Source organism: Pedobacter sp. R-06 (assembly GCF_049913135.1).
In the GTDB taxonomy this organism is placed as follows: Bacteria; Bacteroidota; Bacteroidia; order Sphingobacteriales; family Sphingobacteriaceae; genus Pedobacter.
In genome coordinates, this window is record NZ_CP183977.1 from 1,571,240 (window position 1) to 1,588,483 (window position 17,244).

The 17,244-nt window shown below is 37.0% G+C and carries 19 protein-coding genes; 11 read left to right on the plus strand and 8 right to left on the minus strand.

All coding sequences use genetic code 11. The features are described 5' to 3' along the window. Positions 1-63: 63 nt before the first annotated feature. On the minus strand, positions 64-522 hold the full coding sequence (locus ACN9MR_RS06600; RefSeq protein ID WP_426328818.1) for an organic hydroperoxide resistance protein: 459 nt from the start codon (positions 520-522) through the stop codon (positions 64-66). A gap of 56 nt (positions 523-578) precedes the next feature. Further along, on the minus strand, positions 579-1,628 hold the full coding sequence (locus tag ACN9MR_RS06605) for an alpha/beta fold hydrolase (protein ID WP_426328819.1): 1,050 nt from the start codon (positions 1,626-1,628) through the stop codon (positions 579-581). A gap of 474 nt (positions 1,629-2,102) precedes the next feature. On the opposite strand from ACN9MR_RS06605, the gene ACN9MR_RS06610 reads away from it, so the two are divergent. The 4 genes from ACN9MR_RS06610 (at position 2,103) to ACN9MR_RS06625 (ending at position 5,046) form a co-directional block, all read left to right on the plus strand. Continuing rightward, positions 2,103-3,122, plus strand: a complete 1,020-nt coding sequence (locus ACN9MR_RS06610) for a sensor histidine kinase (protein ID WP_426328820.1) — start codon at positions 2,103-2,105, stop codon at positions 3,120-3,122. Next, positions 3,103-3,864: a LytR/AlgR family response regulator transcription factor gene (locus tag ACN9MR_RS06615; RefSeq protein ID WP_426328821.1), complete on the plus strand. Its 762-nt coding sequence runs from the start codon at positions 3,103-3,105 to the stop codon at positions 3,862-3,864. The genes ACN9MR_RS06610 and ACN9MR_RS06615 overlap by 20 nt, the downstream gene beginning before the upstream one ends. A 214-nt stretch (positions 3,865-4,078) precedes the next feature. Further along, on the plus strand, positions 4,079-4,861 hold the full coding sequence (locus tag ACN9MR_RS06620; protein ID WP_426328822.1) for a DUF1223 domain-containing protein: 783 nt from the start codon (positions 4,079-4,081) through the stop codon (positions 4,859-4,861). A gap of 11 nt (positions 4,862-4,872) precedes the next feature. Next, positions 4,873-5,046: a hypothetical protein gene (locus ACN9MR_RS06625; protein WP_426328823.1), complete on the plus strand. Its 174-nt coding sequence runs from the start codon at positions 4,873-4,875 to the stop codon at positions 5,044-5,046. 257 nt (positions 5,047-5,303) lie between these two features. On the opposite strand, the gene ACN9MR_RS06630 is transcribed toward ACN9MR_RS06625, so the two are convergent. Continuing rightward, a complete protein-coding gene (locus ACN9MR_RS06630) occupies positions 5,304-5,699 on the minus strand; it encodes a DoxX family protein (protein WP_426328824.1) in 396 nt (131 codons plus the stop codon). Between the two features lie 312 nt (positions 5,700-6,011). On the opposite strand from ACN9MR_RS06630, the gene ACN9MR_RS06635 reads away from it, so the two are divergent. Beyond that, complete coding sequence (locus ACN9MR_RS06635) at positions 6,012-7,382, plus strand: YeiH family protein (RefSeq protein ID WP_426328825.1); 1,371 nt, start codon at positions 6,012-6,014, stop codon at positions 7,380-7,382. A 96-nt stretch (positions 7,383-7,478) separates the two neighbouring features. Here ACN9MR_RS06635 and ACN9MR_RS06640 read toward each other — a convergent pair whose 3' ends face one another. Beyond that, positions 7,479-8,078 carry a GIN domain-containing protein gene (locus tag ACN9MR_RS06640; RefSeq protein WP_426328826.1) on the minus strand — a complete coding sequence of 200 codons (600 nt, stop codon included), beginning with the start codon at positions 8,076-8,078 and terminating at the stop codon, positions 7,479-7,481. A 335-nt stretch (positions 8,079-8,413) separates the two neighbouring features. Between ACN9MR_RS06640 and ACN9MR_RS06645 the strand changes: the two genes are divergently transcribed. Beyond that, positions 8,414-9,301, plus strand: a complete 888-nt coding sequence (locus tag ACN9MR_RS06645; RefSeq protein ID WP_426328827.1) for a sugar phosphate isomerase/epimerase family protein — start codon at positions 8,414-8,416, stop codon at positions 9,299-9,301. 39 nt (positions 9,302-9,340) lie between these two features. Here the strand turns inward: ACN9MR_RS06645 and ACN9MR_RS06650 are convergent, their stop codons facing one another. Then, entirely contained in the window at positions 9,341-9,967 is a 627-nt protein-coding gene (locus tag ACN9MR_RS06650; protein WP_426328828.1) for a hypothetical protein, read from the minus strand. A 367-nt stretch (positions 9,968-10,334) separates the two neighbouring features. Between ACN9MR_RS06650 and ACN9MR_RS06655 the strand changes: the two genes are divergently transcribed. Further along, positions 10,335-10,712 (plus strand): hypothetical protein, encoded by a 378-nt coding sequence (locus ACN9MR_RS06655; RefSeq protein WP_426328829.1) that lies wholly within the window; start codon positions 10,335-10,337, stop codon positions 10,710-10,712. A gap of 201 nt (positions 10,713-10,913) precedes the next feature. Here ACN9MR_RS06655 and ACN9MR_RS06660 read toward each other — a convergent pair whose 3' ends face one another. Together ACN9MR_RS06660 and ACN9MR_RS06665 are read right to left on the minus strand one after the other, a co-directional pair. Then, entirely contained in the window at positions 10,914-11,126 is a 213-nt protein-coding gene (locus ACN9MR_RS06660) for a hypothetical protein (protein ID WP_426328830.1), read from the minus strand. A gap of 189 nt (positions 11,127-11,315) precedes the next feature. Beyond that, positions 11,316-12,350: a sensor histidine kinase gene (locus ACN9MR_RS06665; protein ID WP_426328831.1), complete on the minus strand. Its 1,035-nt coding sequence runs from the start codon at positions 12,348-12,350 to the stop codon at positions 11,316-11,318. 178 nt (positions 12,351-12,528) lie between these two features. Between ACN9MR_RS06665 and ACN9MR_RS06670 the strand changes: the two genes are divergently transcribed. Then, positions 12,529-12,660: a hypothetical protein gene (locus tag ACN9MR_RS06670; protein WP_426328832.1), complete on the plus strand. Its 132-nt coding sequence runs from the start codon at positions 12,529-12,531 to the stop codon at positions 12,658-12,660. 25 nt (positions 12,661-12,685) lie between these two features. On the opposite strand, the gene ACN9MR_RS06675 is transcribed toward ACN9MR_RS06670, so the two are convergent. Further along, the gene (locus tag ACN9MR_RS06675; RefSeq protein ID WP_426328833.1) at positions 12,686-13,411 is read right to left on the minus strand and encodes a LytR/AlgR family response regulator transcription factor; all 726 of its coding nucleotides are present in this window, start codon (positions 13,409-13,411) and stop codon (positions 12,686-12,688) included. A gap of 450 nt (positions 13,412-13,861) precedes the next feature. Between ACN9MR_RS06675 and ACN9MR_RS06680 the strand changes: the two genes are divergently transcribed. The 3 genes from ACN9MR_RS06680 (at position 13,862) to ACN9MR_RS06690 (ending at position 17,092) form a co-directional block, all read left to right on the plus strand. Further along, on the plus strand, positions 13,862-14,866 hold the full coding sequence (locus ACN9MR_RS06680; protein ID WP_426328834.1) for an LLM class flavin-dependent oxidoreductase: 1,005 nt from the start codon (positions 13,862-13,864) through the stop codon (positions 14,864-14,866). Between the two features lie 654 nt (positions 14,867-15,520). Next, entirely contained in the window at positions 15,521-16,084 is a 564-nt protein-coding gene (locus tag ACN9MR_RS06685; protein WP_426328835.1) for an RNA polymerase sigma factor, read from the plus strand. A gap of 63 nt (positions 16,085-16,147) precedes the next feature. Beyond that, positions 16,148-17,092 (plus strand): FecR family protein, encoded by a 945-nt coding sequence (locus ACN9MR_RS06690; RefSeq protein ID WP_426328836.1) that lies wholly within the window; start codon positions 16,148-16,150, stop codon positions 17,090-17,092. The last annotated feature ends 152 nt before the right edge of the window (positions 17,093-17,244 follow it).

The window sequence follows — 17,244 nt, forward strand, 5'->3', positions numbered from 1 at the left end:
AATTTATAAATCAAAAAAAAGCACTCCGATTTTAAATCCGGAGTGCTTTTCTGTTTTTTATGCTTATATAGCCACATTGATCTGTACGTTGATATTACCACGGGTAGCTTTAGAGTACGGGCAGGTTTGGTGTGCAGCCTCAACCACTGTTTTTGCTTCTTCGTAAGTAAGTCCGGGTAAAACTACATTTAATCTTGCCTGAAGGTTAAAACCACTATCGGCCAAAGCCAGATCAACTTCTGCATCAATTGCAGCATCTACAGGAAGTGCGATTTTAAGTTGAGGCGCATTATGTTTCATTGCACCAATAAAACATGCAGCCCAGCCTGCAGCAAACAATTGCTCAGGGTTGGTTCCTTTTCCTGCACTGCCAGGAGATGATAATGCAGTGTTAAGCGCTCCATCGCTGCTTTTTGCGAAGCCCTCACGGCCACCGCTTACATGAACTTTTCCAGTATAAAGCACTTTGTTTATGACTACATTTAGAGTATTTGCTGATTCGATTACATTTTGATTTTCCATTTTTTTAAGTTTTATTATGATTTTTTAAAATTATCAGATGAGTATTTTAGCTTTTTTTAGGCCATCATTGCTGCCTGGATAATGGCATCTGCAAATGCTTTAGGTGCTTCCTGAGGAAGATTGTGGCCAATGCCGCCACTAAGGTTATAGTGCACGTATTTACCTTTAAACTTAGCTGCATAATTATCCGGGTTGCCATGCGGTGCACCATTTGCATCACCTTCAAGTGTAATGCTTGGAACTGTTATTGCTGGAAATGTGGCTAATATTTTTTCATATTTATCATATTGTGCTTCCCCTTCTGCCAGCCCCAATCTCCACCTGTAATTATGGATTACAATGGCAACATGATCTGGATTATCCAGTTCAACTGCCGACTTTTCGAAAACTGCATCAGTGAATTTCCATTCTGGAGAAGCGGTTTGCCAGATCAGTTTTGCAAAATCTTTTCGGTTAGCTTCATATCCTAAACGGCCACGTTCAGTTGCAAAGTAGAACTGATACCACCATGATAACTCAGCTTTGGGTGATAATGGTTTTTGGTTTACCTCCTGGCTTCCAATAAGGTATCCGCTTACCGAAACCATTGCTTTACAGCGCTCTGGCCACAAGGCAGCTATAACATTGGCGGTTCTTGCTCCCCAATCAAAGCCACCAATTACTGCTTTATCTATTTTTAAGGCATCCATCAAAGCAATAATATCTGCAGCAATGGCCGATTGTTGCCCATTCCTTGGGGTTTTAGCCGAAAGAAACTGTGTACTGCCATGGCCACGAAGATGTGGAACAATTACCCTGTATCCCTCTGTGGAAAATAGGGCGGCCACATCCGTATAACTATGGATGGTATACGGCCATCCATGTAGCAATATAACTGGTTCACCATCTGCGGGTCCGCTTTCTGCATAACCTATGTTTAACACACCGGCATGAATCTGTTTTATCCTATCGAAGGATGTATTGCCGTTGATTTTATTATTGCTGGTTTTATTTTTTATAATTTCTTTGGCGCTCAAAAGGTTTAACCCTCCAAGTTCTGTCACGGCCACGGTTAGTGCTGCTAAGCTTAAAAAGCGGCGGCGGCTGTAATTATTTTGATTTTCCATTTGCTAAAATTTGTTGATGATTAATGTTTTACTCCGTTAGATATGTCAAAATTAATGCGGATGGAAAGAGGAGATTAGCCTTTTCGGGATGAAATAGACAAATTAGGTTTTGATTTATACATTTTTAAACCTGGGTGGGACTGGAATTGAATCCAATGGAATGGTCATTATTTTGTGTCGGCTATCAAGTTGATACATTTTTTATTGTTAGCCTTTTATGCTTTTTGCTGATTGCTTTAACGAAATACGGATCTTACCGAAATAAAAAACACAATTGTTGTGCTGATTTAAATATGGCATTGTCTGCTTAAGCGTCTAATCTGTCTGGTTCAAGTTTAAAATTGTTTAACTATAAGACTTGCCTGGTTACTTTTGGTGAAAAAAGAAGAGATACATGTGGTGCTGCCATCATATTTAAAAAAATATTATTTTTGATTATCCCAACCCACCTAATTAGCCTGGCTAAAAACTGATATGACTAAAAGCCCTTTAAAGATTTCGCCTGCTATTATCTGGATAAGTTCTATTTTTCTTGGACTTTTATCTTCTGTTCCTCAAATTGCAGAGCATCATTTTAATGCTGCGGAAGCCGCTGTTAATGCGGGTATTACTTCAGTATTTGCATTGTTGATGTGGTATTTGAATATTTACATGCTGTCGCGAAAGAGCAGTAGACCCAACAAGCAAGGGATCTCCTACTCCAGGTTATTTAAAAGTCTTTTGATTGGTATTGGCGTTATGCTTTGCCTGGCATGGATTCAGCAATTGATCCTTTCGCATATTAATTTCGGTCCGGTAATGTTGATGGTTGAAGTAAGGGGAATATTGATCAATTTAATTTTTTATATGTTTCTCCATCTGTTGCAGCAAAATTACGAAAATCAACAGGTGAATATGGAACTGGAAAAAATCAAAAGCGATAGTTTAGGCGCTCAGTACGAATTGCTTAAACAGCAGGTTAATCCTCATTTCCTTTTTAACAGCCTCAATACACTAAAGGCTATGGTAGAAATCGGCGATGAAGAGGCTGTTGATTTTATCCTTAAGCTTTCTAATTTTTATCGATATACCCTCGAGAGCCGTAAATTAGACCTGATTCACGTTTCGGAAGAAATGGAAATACTCAATGCGTATTTATTTTTACAACAGGCAAGATTTGATGGTGGTTTTAGTTTTACTTCTACTTTAAATGAAGAAATATTGCACACCTTAATTCCTCCCTTTACGCTGCAGCTGCTAATCGAAAACTGTATTAAACATAATGTAGTTTCGCTGGATAAACCTTTGCATATCAGCTTGTATGCCGAAGATGGGCAAATTGTTCTGGAAAACCCTATCCGGTTAAAAACAGCCGATAACAACTCGTTGGGGGTTGGACTAAAAAATATTACGTTGCGCTATCAACATCTTCTCGAAAAACCAATCGAAATTATTAACGATGGCCAAATTTTTAAAATTAAACTTCCATTAATTCATGAACATCATCATCATTGAGGATGAGCTGAAAACAGCTAAATCACTCGAAAATATAATTTTGAGCCTGAGGCCCGACGTGAAAATAGTAGGGCAGTACCAGAGCATCGAAGGATCGGTAAAAGCGTTGTCAGAACAGCCACAGCCCGATTTGATATTTATGGATATTCAATTGGCAGATGGATTATGTTTTGAAATATTTAAACAGGTTAAAGTAAACAGTCCCATTGTGTTCTGCACAGCTTTCGATGAGTACTCATTAGAAGCTTTTAAGCGTAATGGAGTAGATTATGTGTTAAAACCATTTTCCAAAACAGATATTCAGGAGGCTTTTCAAAAGGTAGATGGTCTTCAGAATTTTTTTCAGCAAAAAGTAATTCCCGATTTAAGTAATTTATTAACAAAATTGAGCAGCCCAACAGGAAAAGAGAGCTTTTTAGTATTTAAAAACCAAAAATATACCACTGTTCAAACCGAGAATATTGCTTTCTTTTATATCAGAAATGATGCTTCAACTATTATGTGCTTTGATAAACAAGAGTTTGCATTAAGTCAGTCTCTTGATCAGATTATGGCATTGGTATCATCTAAACAGTTCTTCAGGGTTAACCGCCAATATTTAGTGAACTTTAAAGCCATTAAAGAAATAGAACATTATTTCTTAAGGAAGTTATTTGTTAAACTGGTGATTGAAACTCCAGATAAATTGCTGATTAATAAGGAAAAAACGCCTGCTTTTCTTTCCTGGATGGAAGATAGGTAATGAAAAATCCATATTTATCTGCTATTGGGTAACAAGCTTGGCCAGAAACGGATATCCGTTTCTGGCTTTTTTGCTTTAGGGCATGCTCGTAGCTAATTTGTCTTATTTATCTGCTTCCTGTCTAGCTCTTCCATCAATTTGTCCGGTTCAGCTATCTTCCACCTAATTTCAGGCATACTACTCGCTTATTTTTGATAAAAAAAGAATAGAAATTATGAAAACACTAAAAAGAATAGCGATCGTAAATGCGGTCATTTTGGCGGTAATAGCACTTAGCGCATTTATTTGGGTAGGATCTGCACAAGAAAAAAAAATAGAACAGCCCGTTAATGGAAAAGGCTTTGCCGTTTTGGAATTATTTACGTCTGAAGGGTGTTCGAGCTGTCCGCCAGCAGAAGAACTGTTGGCCAAAATAGAGAAAGAATCTAATGGAAAGCTAGTGTATGTACTTGGATATCATGTAGATTATTTTGATAATTTAGGTTGGAAGGATGTTTTTGGAAGTCCGGAAAATACAAAAAGGCAAAAAAAATATAGTGCTTGGCTAAATGCACAGGTTTATACCCCTCAATTGGTTATTAACGGCGCTCAAGAATTTATAGGATCTAGTGAAAGTGAGGTGAGAAATGCCATTAATAAACAGCTTCTGAATACACAGCATACAGCCAGTTTAGCCTTCAATACCAAGAGAGATGGAGAGGTATTGACAATAAATTACGAAGCCAAAGATACTCAGGCTAGCGACGATCTTCTTTTTGCACTGGTACAAAAGAGCGGTAGCACTGATGTGCAGCGTGGGGAGAATGCAGGACTTAAATTATCCCACGTCCAAATTGTACGTAAAACCTTAACACTGTCTCTAAAAGATGCAAAATCTGGAACTGCAGTATTAAATATCCCTAAAGGTAGCAATGCTGAAAAATGGGAAGTAATCGGAATGGTTCAGCAAAAAACAACAGGCGCAATTTCAGCTGTAAATGCATCAACAACTTTTTAATCATACTTATCATGGAAAATCATCAAAATACCACAACCAATAGTTTGTTAGTTGGATTGGCAACCTTAATGTCGACACTTTTTCTGGTTAGCCCTCCATTTGAAAAAAATCCACAGCAATGTGAAATGGTGCAGAGCATCGGAAAGAAAAAACAGGAAAGACTGGAGAATGAGCCAGTTGTATAACATAAATCCAGTTGCAAATTCATAAGCAACGTTTTTTAGTTAGGAGGTCGTCATATATTTGGCGACTTTTCTATTTAAAAACAATTCGCGCTGTGCTTTAGCATCAAACAAAGAGATTAGCAGCGCATTCACAGCCTTGGATGTTTAGCTGTTGTATGGATAAGAATGCTGTGCCAGGTAAAATTTCTCACTAATAAAAAAGGCGCTACTAGCGCCCTTTTTATGTGAAAACTGATTTAATTAGAATTATTCAAACCTTAAACAGCAGTTAAATTAGAATAGTGGGCAGGATAAAGTTTTTGGAACATCAGGTAGGTTATTGTAACTATAGCAAAGGCTATAATGGCATCGGTAGTGGCTAGCGGACCAATCACAATTAGTTTTGAGCAGAATGCAAAAATGATATCAAAGAATATCCCTGCAAATACCCATTCTTTTAACCTTAACAATTTGTTGGGGGTTAGTAGCACTACGATTCCGGCTAATTTGGCAACACCTAGTACATAAATGAAGTACGCTGGATATCCCAGTTGTAATGTAATGTCCCAAACAATAGGGTTTTTTGTGAGTTCGCAAATTCCGCTGGTGCCAAACCATAACGAAGTTAGGGAGGCGCCGATCCAATAAATGGTTTTTGTCGTTTTAAGAGTCATAATATTTTTTTTAAGTGTTACCCAAAAATGTTGCATAAACATTCCAAAAACCAGTTGAATGGATCTGAACCAGACAAATTAAATCCTGAGTTAGACAATTGAATGAATTATTTTAAGCTACTGGTTTGCGATACTTTTTTAACTTAAAGGGCTTATTAATAAAAATGTGTAGGCGAAGTCAGATATTTGTTACGGATAAAATCCTCCTGAATATTTACTTTAGTTCGATATTGGGTATCGTTTACTGTTTAATCATATCCATACATATTTTTAGAATTTAAAATCAAATTAACACCATAAATTAATCAACTAATGTCGAATCGAAACAGCGCAGCCGATACTACTGGAGCCTTAACAGATGCGGGGATAAGCCCGGATAAGAAAACATTTTTGCAATCACTTACCGAAGACTGGTGGGCAGTTATATTGGGAACAATTATTATTGCTACCGCGCTTTACTTAAACAGTAATGACACTGTAATCAGTTTGCCGGCATTTAAATGGGCTAATAGCGAAGATCTTTTGGGTAAAATACTATCAGCATCTAATTTATTGTTGATTGTTGAAATGGGTGCAGTTTTTCTGGTTTTAGCTTCGATCGCTATAAGTTTATCAGGAGGCAGTGTTGCGCGGTTTGCTGGTGGTTTTACACTCATCTACTTTTTAGCTATCGTTTCCTTCATTATAGGAGGTAATAAAAGCGTATCTTATTTTGGACTAGAGTATGTGGTATTTGCATTGCTTATTGGTATCGCATTAGGTAACCTAATCAGGTTGCCATCCTGGCTAAAAGAAGCCGTACGGTCTGAGTTTTATATTAAAACAGGTTTGGTGATATTAGGAACCACTATTTTATCAGCCGATTTGATTAAAGCTGGTTTACCAGGTATAATACAGGCAATTATAGTGGTTACCGTAGTTTGGTTTTTTTCGATGTGGTTAAGTCGCAAGTTAAAAGTTGATGATGAATTTGGCGTAATATTGGCCTCAGCAGTATCTATTTGTGGCGTTTCTGCGGCTATTGTAGCTGCTGGCGCAATTAACGGTGATAAACGTAAATTATCTTACGTAACTACGCTGGTGCTAATTATGGCTATCCCCATGATGATTATTTTGCCTTGGGCAGTAAAGTATTTTCATATACCTGAGGTGATTGGTGGCGCATGGCTGGGCGGTACTTTAGATACAACGGCAACCGTAACTGCTGCAGGCGATTTGGTTGGACCAATAGCTGTTAAGGCGGGGGTTATTGCTAAATTTTCGCAAAACGTTTTTATTGGTGTTGCTGCTTTTTTTATTGCAATATGGTGGGCTTATAAAAAACCTAAAGGTGAAGATGGCGTGCCGATTAAAGCAGAACGTCCGGGGTTGAAAATTGTATGGGAGCGGTTTCCGAAATTTGTATTGGGTTTTGTTGCCGCATCTTTGGTGTTTTCTTTTCTGTTATCTCCCACAACTGCAAAAAGCGTTGGACCAACCTTAAACGGCTTACGTACAGTGTGGTTTGCAATCGCATTTATTTCGATCGGTATGGAAGCTAAATTTTCCTCACTGGTAAAACTTCAGGGCGGTAAACCCGCATTTACATTTGTTACTGCACAAATATTTAACATATTCTGGACCCTCTTATGGTCGTATATTTTATTTGGCGGATATATATTCCCTGTACCTGATTTTAAATAGAGAAATTGAGTTTAAGAAAACCCTTAAGCAGGCGCACTTCTTCCTGCAAATAAAAAAAGCGACATCACTGTCGCTTTTTTTATTCTTTTTGTTTCATTATTTTGCTAATGCAACAGTTTGCAATGCATTTGTATCTGGGCTACTCATTTCTGTTGTTAGTGCGGCAAACCTATCAAGGTTTAATTTTTGTGTTCTACCCATTACCAAAGTATGTTTTTCAGTAGCACCACTCAGTTTTAGGTCGGCATGGTTTTCGATTACGGTATATAAACTCTCGGTATCAGAATTGATTTCTGCAACCGCATTTCCTTTTAAAAATACCTGAAGATATTTAACATCCAATTTGCCTTGTGTTTTTACAACAGCATTGTCTGATGCCTTAACTCTGTAGATATTGTTAACATAAAGGGTAATCTTGGCCACCTCTTTATCGTCTGAACTGATTTTTAATGCATATCCATCTTGGATTACTTTTACTTTACCAGAATTGTCATCATTATAGCTAATGCCTTCTTTCTCTCTTTGTACCAAAGTAACTTCTACATTTCCACTTACAATAACCTGTTTCACGTTTTTAGGCGCAGAAACTTTAGTTGATTGCTTCTCATCAGCCATTAAGCTTGTAGAGAAAATAGAAGAACTTAAAACGATAGCTGCTAAAAGTGATTTTGTTAGGGTTTTGATTGAGGTTTTCATAATGCTGTTATTTATATTTTTAATTAATATTTTGTGATTGTTTTGTAGATAAGACGCCTTTACCCCAAAAACGTTGCAGTAGAAATGCCGCTATTATACCAACACAGCTAAATTGTCGACGAACTGGATTTAAAAACTGCCGAATGGTCGTAGTTATTTTTGTATTCGATCGATAAGAGCTTCTGTATTCCATTTTCCTCACAATCCGTGATTTTGTTGATACAAAACTTAATGGACAGATTTTATATTATCTTTAAACAAGAATTCTCAAGCCTTTATCAATAAGCGAGGAGGAGGTTTCCATTTTTTTTTGACCAAATAATTTGAAGAATAATATGAGAAGTACAAAATCTAACTATTTAGCTTTTTTTACCTGCCTGATCTATCTCGGTTTTTGTGGTTTTATTTCTGATAAACAGGTATATCCGCGTTTAGGGATTGTATCTGGTTTAACACAGGATAGTTTAGCCTATGCCTCTGGTTTTAAAATGATTGGCGAATCTGTTCCGAAGATGCTTTCGCCTGCACTAACAGATGATCAGTTTCGTGCCAACGTGATAAAGATTAAAGCTGCAAAATGTAAAGTGTTAACCTGTAACCTTTTTTATCCGGCGAGTATAAAAATAGCTGGCCCCGAGGTAGATGAAGCGAAGGTTTTAACTTATACCGAAACTGTTCTTTCAAGGGCTCAACAGGCGGGGATCAAGTTTATAGTTTTGGGTAGCTCGGGTGCAAGGAGCATTCCGGCAGATTATAATGTCGTTAAGGCGAAATCAGATTTTATTAGCTTGGGTAAAAAACTAGCAAAAATCGCGGGGAAATATAAGGTTACAATTTTGTTAGAAAACCTCGAAACCACCGAAACTAACTTCATTACCTCGTTAAAGTCAGCTGCAGAAATTGTAAGGGAGGTTGATCATCCAAATTTCAGGCTTAATGCTGATATATTCCACATGATGCGTGAAGGAGAATCTCCAAATGAAATTATTGAGGCTGGAACATTGATTGCATTTTCTGAGGTTGCCGAAAAGCAAAACAGGTCGTTGCCAGGTGTAATGGGCGACGATTTTAAGCCTTATTTAAGAGCCTTGCACAAAATAAACTATAAAGGTTTCATCTTTATGGAAGGAAGTATCAAAAATGCTGCTATTGAAATGCCGCTTGCTTTCAAATATCTTTCCGCCCAGATTGCCGAAGTGTACTCGGAAAAGAAAGCAGATTAAATACTGTTCTTTTCGGCTATAATAAGATATAACTTGCTGTTATTTCGATAATAATACGAGCGATTGCATATTTGATTTTTCTGCACCCTTATCGATATTTGGTAAGCGCATTTTTGCAACGTTGGCCTCAACGGTTAAAGATGGATTTTCACTTTTAGTAAGTGCAGCTATGTCTCTTACCGTGCTCAACAATATTCTAAGTGTGAGCATAAATTGACGGTCGATATTCCTGATCTTTTGAAAATCAACGTTTGGATTAAAGTGCTCGGTGTTCGACCGTTCAGTGTAATTAAACTGGATACTGTCTAAAAGAACCAATTTGTCTGTAATCTGGTTCAGTACTTCATCCGAAAGATTTAATCCTTGTATGCCTATTACCCTATTGTTTTTTACATAATAATCTAAGCCATTAAAGCTAATGAGGGTTAAGTTATTCCTGTTGATGATATATTCTGCCTTTGGAAGGCTATTTTTCGAATGGTTTTTGTTAAATGAACTGCGTTGAGCAGCTAAACGCTCAATCATATCGTTTCCGTTCAATCTATCTATATTCTCGAAAATATCAGCTAGTTTTGTTTGCTTGTTTTGAGCCAGAACATGAATCGATAAGCAAGGTAATGAGGCAATTAAAAGGATTACTAGAGCGGATGATTTGGCACTTTTCATGCCACAAAGATAATTGTATAATTGCTAGTATTAAATTTTTTGTATGTTTAATATTACGTTTTTTAAGTGTTTTTGAAATTTATTTCATGATAAAAATCAACTTTTTATTTACCTGAAAAAATATACATCATTGTTGGCTGAAACAGTTTAAAATTATTGAGCAGAAATAATTAGGTTTTTAATGTTATGCTTTTTTGTGCTTTAGGAATAGTTCTATACTTTTGATTTAGCAATACATAGTATCACCTCGTTATTGATGATTGAACTCGACTTTTTCTTTAATCTGCCTAATGGCGATATCAAACATCTTCAGCTTATCCAGCTTTCGAGAGGTGAGCTATGGACTGTTCTTGACCATGAACAGATTTTGGAAAAGATATTAAAAGAAGACGGGAAATGGAAAACATTGCTAGGCAGTTCCTTATCTGAAGAGCTTATACAAAATATAGGGCTGTTTATTGATCGGCAGCAATATCAAAATTTGCCTATCGAGATTAAATTGAGATGGCCAAAACTTATTGAGGAAATTATAGCGAATTCAGATTCTGAATACTTGGTAGTCTGCAAACCCTTTGTAAATTTCAGATCATTTGAAAAAATGTTTGAAAAATTTGTACCTGCCATGATAAAGGATGAATGGGCAATCAATTTTAAAGTTTATAGCCATGATTTTAGTGAAGATTTTATAAAGAAACTTAGCCGAAGGGAAGAAAAATCCAGTTATCAACCCATTCAGAAATGGTAATCTTGCATTGGAAACAGAAGTTTTACTTGATATTAAATTTCCATTGTTTAAAATATCACATATAAATTCCCGGTTGACTTTTGCTACAGCACCTTTCGGGTTATTGAACATATTATTAGTACAAACGATAGTCAATTAGGCTTAATCAGTATTAATTTCCTTTATTTGATTTAGTATTAGCCCCTAAGTTTCATTGAGGCGCTAATAGGATGTTAATTCTGCAGTGTTAACTAAATGTATTTTTGTTGCGGCAAGTCCTCTTGCTGTAAGCTCGATTTCAAATGAAATTTCGTCATTGAGCCTGATTTCTTCCTGGAGTTCCATTAAAAAGAATTGAATTTTCTGTTCATTTTCATCTTTAATAATGCCATGTCCACTATTTTGATCTACATAGCATATTGTACCCTTTCTCATTTTTTAATCTGTTTGGTTTAAGACTTACACTTAATTCTTCAATAAAGATTTATCTGGTATATTAGAACGTCGATTAGCACGGTTTAATATAGTAATAATTTCGTTACATTAAGTTAAGGAAATCGATAATATTTTATTGGTTGGAAATGTGTTTGAGGAAAGGTTTTCTTATTTAACCAATCTAATTTATTAAAGAGGGATGCTTTGTTCAATTTTATCTTCAGATTCTATTGTTAATGCATTTAAGGAAATACTTATGCTTAAAATATAGAAACCGTCTTCGTCAATCCCTGCCGTTATTTCAGCATTTTGGTGGTAAGCGTATTTTAATCGGTTACGGATATTGTCCATTCCTGAACCAAAGCCTACTTTACTTTTTACTAATCTGGGTAAATTGCGGCTTTCGATACGCAGTTTGTCATCAAAGGTGTAAACATCTATAGTGGCCTTGTTTTCTATATCATTAAGATTCCCGTGTTTAAACATGTTTTCCAAAATAGTGAGCAAAACAAGCGGAATTAATTTTATTTCACCAAGATCAGGACCGCTGGCAAGCTCAATATAAATTGCACCTTGCGTAATGCGGTGCAAACCAATCAGATTTTCGCATTGTGCAATTTCTTCACTTAAATATACGTAACCTTCATTGTGCTGAGTATTGGCAGCAAAACGCATCATATCAGACAGATAGAGCATTACTTTAGCATCTTCCGGAGAGTAGGTGCTTAGTTTCTGATGTACAAACTCAAATGTATTAAAAAGCAGATGTGGATTGATCTGCGCTTTCATAAAAGCATTTTTAGACATGGCCAGTTCCTTATCCATTTTTTCCTTATCGATAAGCATTTGAAAACGCTGCTTTTCGATGCGGGATTTTTCTGTTTTTTCTCTGATGAACCGCTTTAAGAAATAATAACCTGTAGAAAAAAGAAGGAAAAACGAACCTCTGTAAAGTACCCTTGATATTCTGATCCTAAAACTCGGCAATTTCCCTGGTAAAATATTGGTATAAGTATTTAACAGAATGTCAACACCAGTAACTACACCTAAATAAATCAAAATCGTGAGGATAACAACTAATGGAACTTTCCATACTGCTTCGTTAGAGAATGCTGTTGCTTTTTCTATCAGTAAAGGATAGGTGTAAAATAAGGTCATATTAATCATATAATGAATAGCATAGTTGCCGAATGTTCCTAAAATACCTGCAAAATAAAGAACCATAAGAGTTTCCCAAATGATAAATACAGCCCATGCAATTATGTGTATCCGATAAGTATAGAGCCAGTTTCGCAATATACTTTTGCTCCATTTTAAACTATTCATAAAGACTTATTTACTATTTGTGTAACAATTAAAGTTATAAGGTGCTATCGCTGCTAGTTTTCGAAAAAAAACAATTATGAAAACTCAAAAATTAGCTAAAAGAACACTTTTTGTATTTAAAAAAAAATATAGTGGAAAGATAAATGAAAAAACAAGTATATCCGAACCAACCACTTCAGGAGTTACGACCACTTCAGGAATAGTTTAATGCTATTTTATTCCATCAGTAGCTGTTATTTTTTACGGCTACTGATGATTAATCTTTCAGAAATAAAATTTTTGAACTCATTATAAAAAATATCTCCAACGGTAAAGCTAATGTGGTTGTTCATGGTAATCCGGTTGCCATCCACATACAAAATCTTATCAATCGCAACAATATAACCACGGTGTAACTGTATAAAACCTTTTTTAATACTAAGCTGTTCCCGAACATCTTTTAAACTTAAGTAAGCAATAATTACCTTTTCCACAGTATGTATTTTAATGTAATTATGAAAACTTTCAAAAGCAATAATATCTTCATATTTAACCATTACCGCACGGTGTTCTTCTTCTTTGTTTTTAACTAGAAAATAATCTTCGTTGGCACCACCTGTCATTTCCTGTCCAAAAAGCCGGGTAATAGTTGTGGCAAATTTGGCATAACTATATGGTTTAAGCAAATAAGCATCTCCTGCAGCTTCAAAAGCATCAAAAGCATATTCCTGGTGTGAAGTGGTGAAGATGAGTTTTCTGGTTCTAAAGCGGATAGCCTTAGCCAATTCCAGACCGGAAATCTGGGGCATTTCCACATCCATAAAAATTACGTCAACTGTTTCTGAATTGGCTAGCTCTCTTAAAGCAGTAATTGGATCAGTATATTGCTGGACTAGTCGCATGTTCGGAGTATCCTCAATATATTTTTGTAGTCCCGCTAAGGAACTGAACTGGTCGTCTATGGCTATGCACTTAATCATCTTCAAAAATCTGTTTCTCTTATAACGAAATTACGCCTTTTCGTACCGAAAAGGGCACTATCTGTACGGATTAATTTTAAGTCTTTTTCCTATTTACTAATTTAACGCAAAAATGTGTCAATTAAGTTTAGAAGATGCTGGCAATACACACAATCCATAAAATATTCTAGAAACCTAAAAAATATACTTCGCCTTTAATGTTTTGCTAATCGAATTATAAGTTTTAACCAAATTAAGAGCGCAGATTTGTATGGTTTGTTACAAGAGTATATATACTCCTACATCTGTGTATTCGGGGTTATCTGATTAGCGTCCTCATTCTTGCATAGCTTCCTTGCATAATTCCCGCTGTACTGATTAGTGTTGGCTAAACGTCATATATATTCAGATCAACAAGACTTGGCTTTATTAAGGATATTTTTGCAGTATAGATTTTATCCCTTATAATTTATGGCTGATCACTTATTGAAAAATATTCCTTATTCCGTTCTCGATCTTGCAACAGTGTTAGATGGCTTTACTGCTGCAGATACCTTTAAAACAAGTCTAGATTTAGCTAAACAGTCTGAAAGTTTAGGTTACACACGTTACTGGTTTGCCGAACACCATAATATGGCTGGTGTTGCCAGTTCGGCAACAGCTGTGCTTATTGGTTATATTGCCGGTGGTACCAATAGCATCCGTGTAGGCTCCGGAGGCATTATGCTACCCAATCACGCACCCTTAATTGTTGCCGAACAATTTGGTACTTTGGCTTCTCTTTATCCCAACCGTATCGATCTGGGTTTAGGCAGGGCACCTGGAACCGATCAAGTTACTGCAATGGCCATCCGTGGTGAAAATTTTAGTGCTGTTCATAGTTTTCCCAGGGATATTGAGAAACTACAGCAATTTTTCTCAGCGAATAATAATCGTGCGAGTGTAAGGGCCATTCCGGGAGAAGGTTTGGATATCCCGATCTGGATTTTAGGTTCGAGCACCGATAGTGCACGCTTAGCAGCAGAAAAAGGCCTTCCTTATGCTTTCGCAAGTCATTTTGCACCGGCTTATTTCGAACAAGCCATCGCAATTTATAGAAATAACTTTAAGCCCTCCCAATTTTTACAGGAACCTTATGTAATGGCCTGTGTAAATGTGGTTGCTGCCGATACTGATGTGGAAGCCGAACGTTTATCAAGCTCGGTAAAGCGGATGTTCCTGGGTGTAATTACAGGTAAAAGAGAATTATTAAAGCCTGCAGTTGATGATATCAATCAATATTGGGATCAGTTGGAAAAAGAAGCTGTAGAACAGATGCTATACTATTCTTTTATTGGTAGTGCCGAAACCATTAGTGGGAATTTACAAGCTTTTGTTGCAAAATATGGCGTAAACGAAATCATGAGCACCTCGCATATTTACAATCATCAGGCAAAATTACATTCCAATAAACTTTTTGCAGGATTATTTAAGTAATTGATTAGGAGTCATTGCGAATATGTCTCCTTCCTGATTCGTCACATTCTATCCGTAGTGTTAAACGCAGTGCCACTACGGATAAAGAATTTGACAGCTCAATGGTTAATACCGAGCCAGAGACTCTTTTCCATTGTATCGTCTGTAGAGCCCTTCGGAACTCTACAGACAGCCAAGGTAGATATCTCCATTCCATTGCACTCCATTCGAGATGACGACCGTTTTATTGAAGATATCGAATATGCGCAGAGTCCTGTCCATTTTCCACATTCTATCCGTAGTGTTAAACGCAGTGTCACTACGGATAGAGAATTTGACAGCTCAATGGTTAATACCGAGTCAGAGACTCTTTTCCATTGTATCGTCCGTAGAGCCCTTCGGAACTCTACAGACAGCCAAGGATGAGCGCAGAATTGTATTTTTACCATTAAGCAGTTAAGGACATTAAGATTCTGTTGTAAATCATCTGCGCCAATCTTCTTAAATCTGCGGAAACTCAATCTCATCATGTTTCCCGCGGATATCGCTTATGCGCGCAGCATCCTGTCCATTTTCCATCTTACATTTCCCGTCATTCGTCATCTACTCTTTAAGATTTGTTAATACTAAGGGAATATTGGGCCCTTAGCTTTGCACTTTATAAAGCGGCATCCCTTGGACAATTCATTATTTTTATCTTTACAGCTTGGAGATCATCAGGCTATGGAGGCGATCTACCGGATTTACTGGGAGGAGGTTTTTGATGTTGCGTTGAAAAAAATAGGTGATGAGTCGCTGGCACAGGACATTACACAGGAAATTTTCATATCCCTCTGGGAAAACCGAACAGCAATTGACCTAAAAGGAAGCCTCGGTGTCTATCTGTATGGTGCGGTGAAATATAAGGTGATTAATTATTTCAGGTCGGGCAGCATTAAAGAACACCACCAAACTGCACTTAAAGTATTAATGGATGAGCAGCATATTGCAGCTGCTGATGATAAACTGATTTTAAAAGAACTTCATTTAGAAGTTGATGCTGCTATTGCACTTTTACCCGAAAAAATGCAATTGGTATTCTCGATGAGCCGAAAACAGGAAAAATCCATCAAAGAAATAGCTTCAGAACTTGATGTTTCGGTCCAAACCGTAAAAAACCAGATTTCTGCAGCGCTAAAATTGCTTAAAAAAAGCCTTTCCTATATCCTGCTCATTGCGGCTTTAATCAGCTTAACATAAAGTTAATTTATAGATAACATTCTTGGTTAGTACCAATCTGCTTTTCAACTGACATGTATTTAAATGACAGAAGAACAGGCAAAGGAACTGCTGCAGAAATATCTCAATAAGCAGGCAAGTCCACAAGAGCAAAAAAAAGTCGAAGAGTGGTATGCCACGCTCCATCAGGAAAATATTGAATTGGCAGCCGACCGGAAAGCAGCGATAGGAGCGCAAATGCTTGCTCATCTTCAGGTAGTTATGTGCCAAAAGCCAAAATATGTCAAAGTATTTAAACTACAGTCCTTTATCAGGATCGCTGCCACCGTACTCATCATCATTACACTTGGAATAAGCATTTGGAAACTCATTACCCCGGTAAAACTTGAAAACCAGGTTACCGTAGTTACCGGAAGTACAGAACGGAAGCATATCACTTTATCAGATGGTTCGGTGGTTTCGTTAGGTCCGTCTGCAAAACTCTGCTATCCTAAAGCCTTCGCTTCGAATAACCGCCAGATTGCCTTAAAAGAAGGGGAAGCTTTTTTTGATATTGCCCATCAGGAAAAAAGACCATTTACGGTGCACACCGCATCTGGTGTCGATATCAGGGTGTTGGGCACTTCTTTCAAGGTTAAGTCGTATCAGGCAAGTAAACACATCGAAGTTGCCGTAATTACTGGAAAGGTTGCCGTAAGCAACAAAAAAGTAAATCTGGGAACATTGATTAAAGATGAGTTTTTAATTTATGATAAAACTGCCGGCCGGGCTGCCATTGGCAAAAGCAAGGCTGTGGCTTATATCGAACTCGCTTTTGACGGAGCAAGCTTAGAACAGGTAATTAACAAACTCCAGTATGTGTACAGCATCAAGATTTCGATGAGCGATAGCGCTTTGAGCAAACTTAAAAGCACAGCCGTTTTCAGCAGCAGGCAATCGCCAGAAGAGATTTTGGATATCATCTGCAGCCTGCACCACCTAAAATTCAACGGATCAAAAAATCATAAAACATTTATTATATACAGATGAGATGAGCAGGTAATATAGAAATACTTAACGGTGCCAGTTAGACTGGCCACTGTAATCTTTCTTTTTGGCCAAAGAGCCAGCGTAATTAAAAGCTTTAAAAAAAACAAATCAAACAAATGAAACCAACCTCCGCTAAGAGGACATCAGCTCTT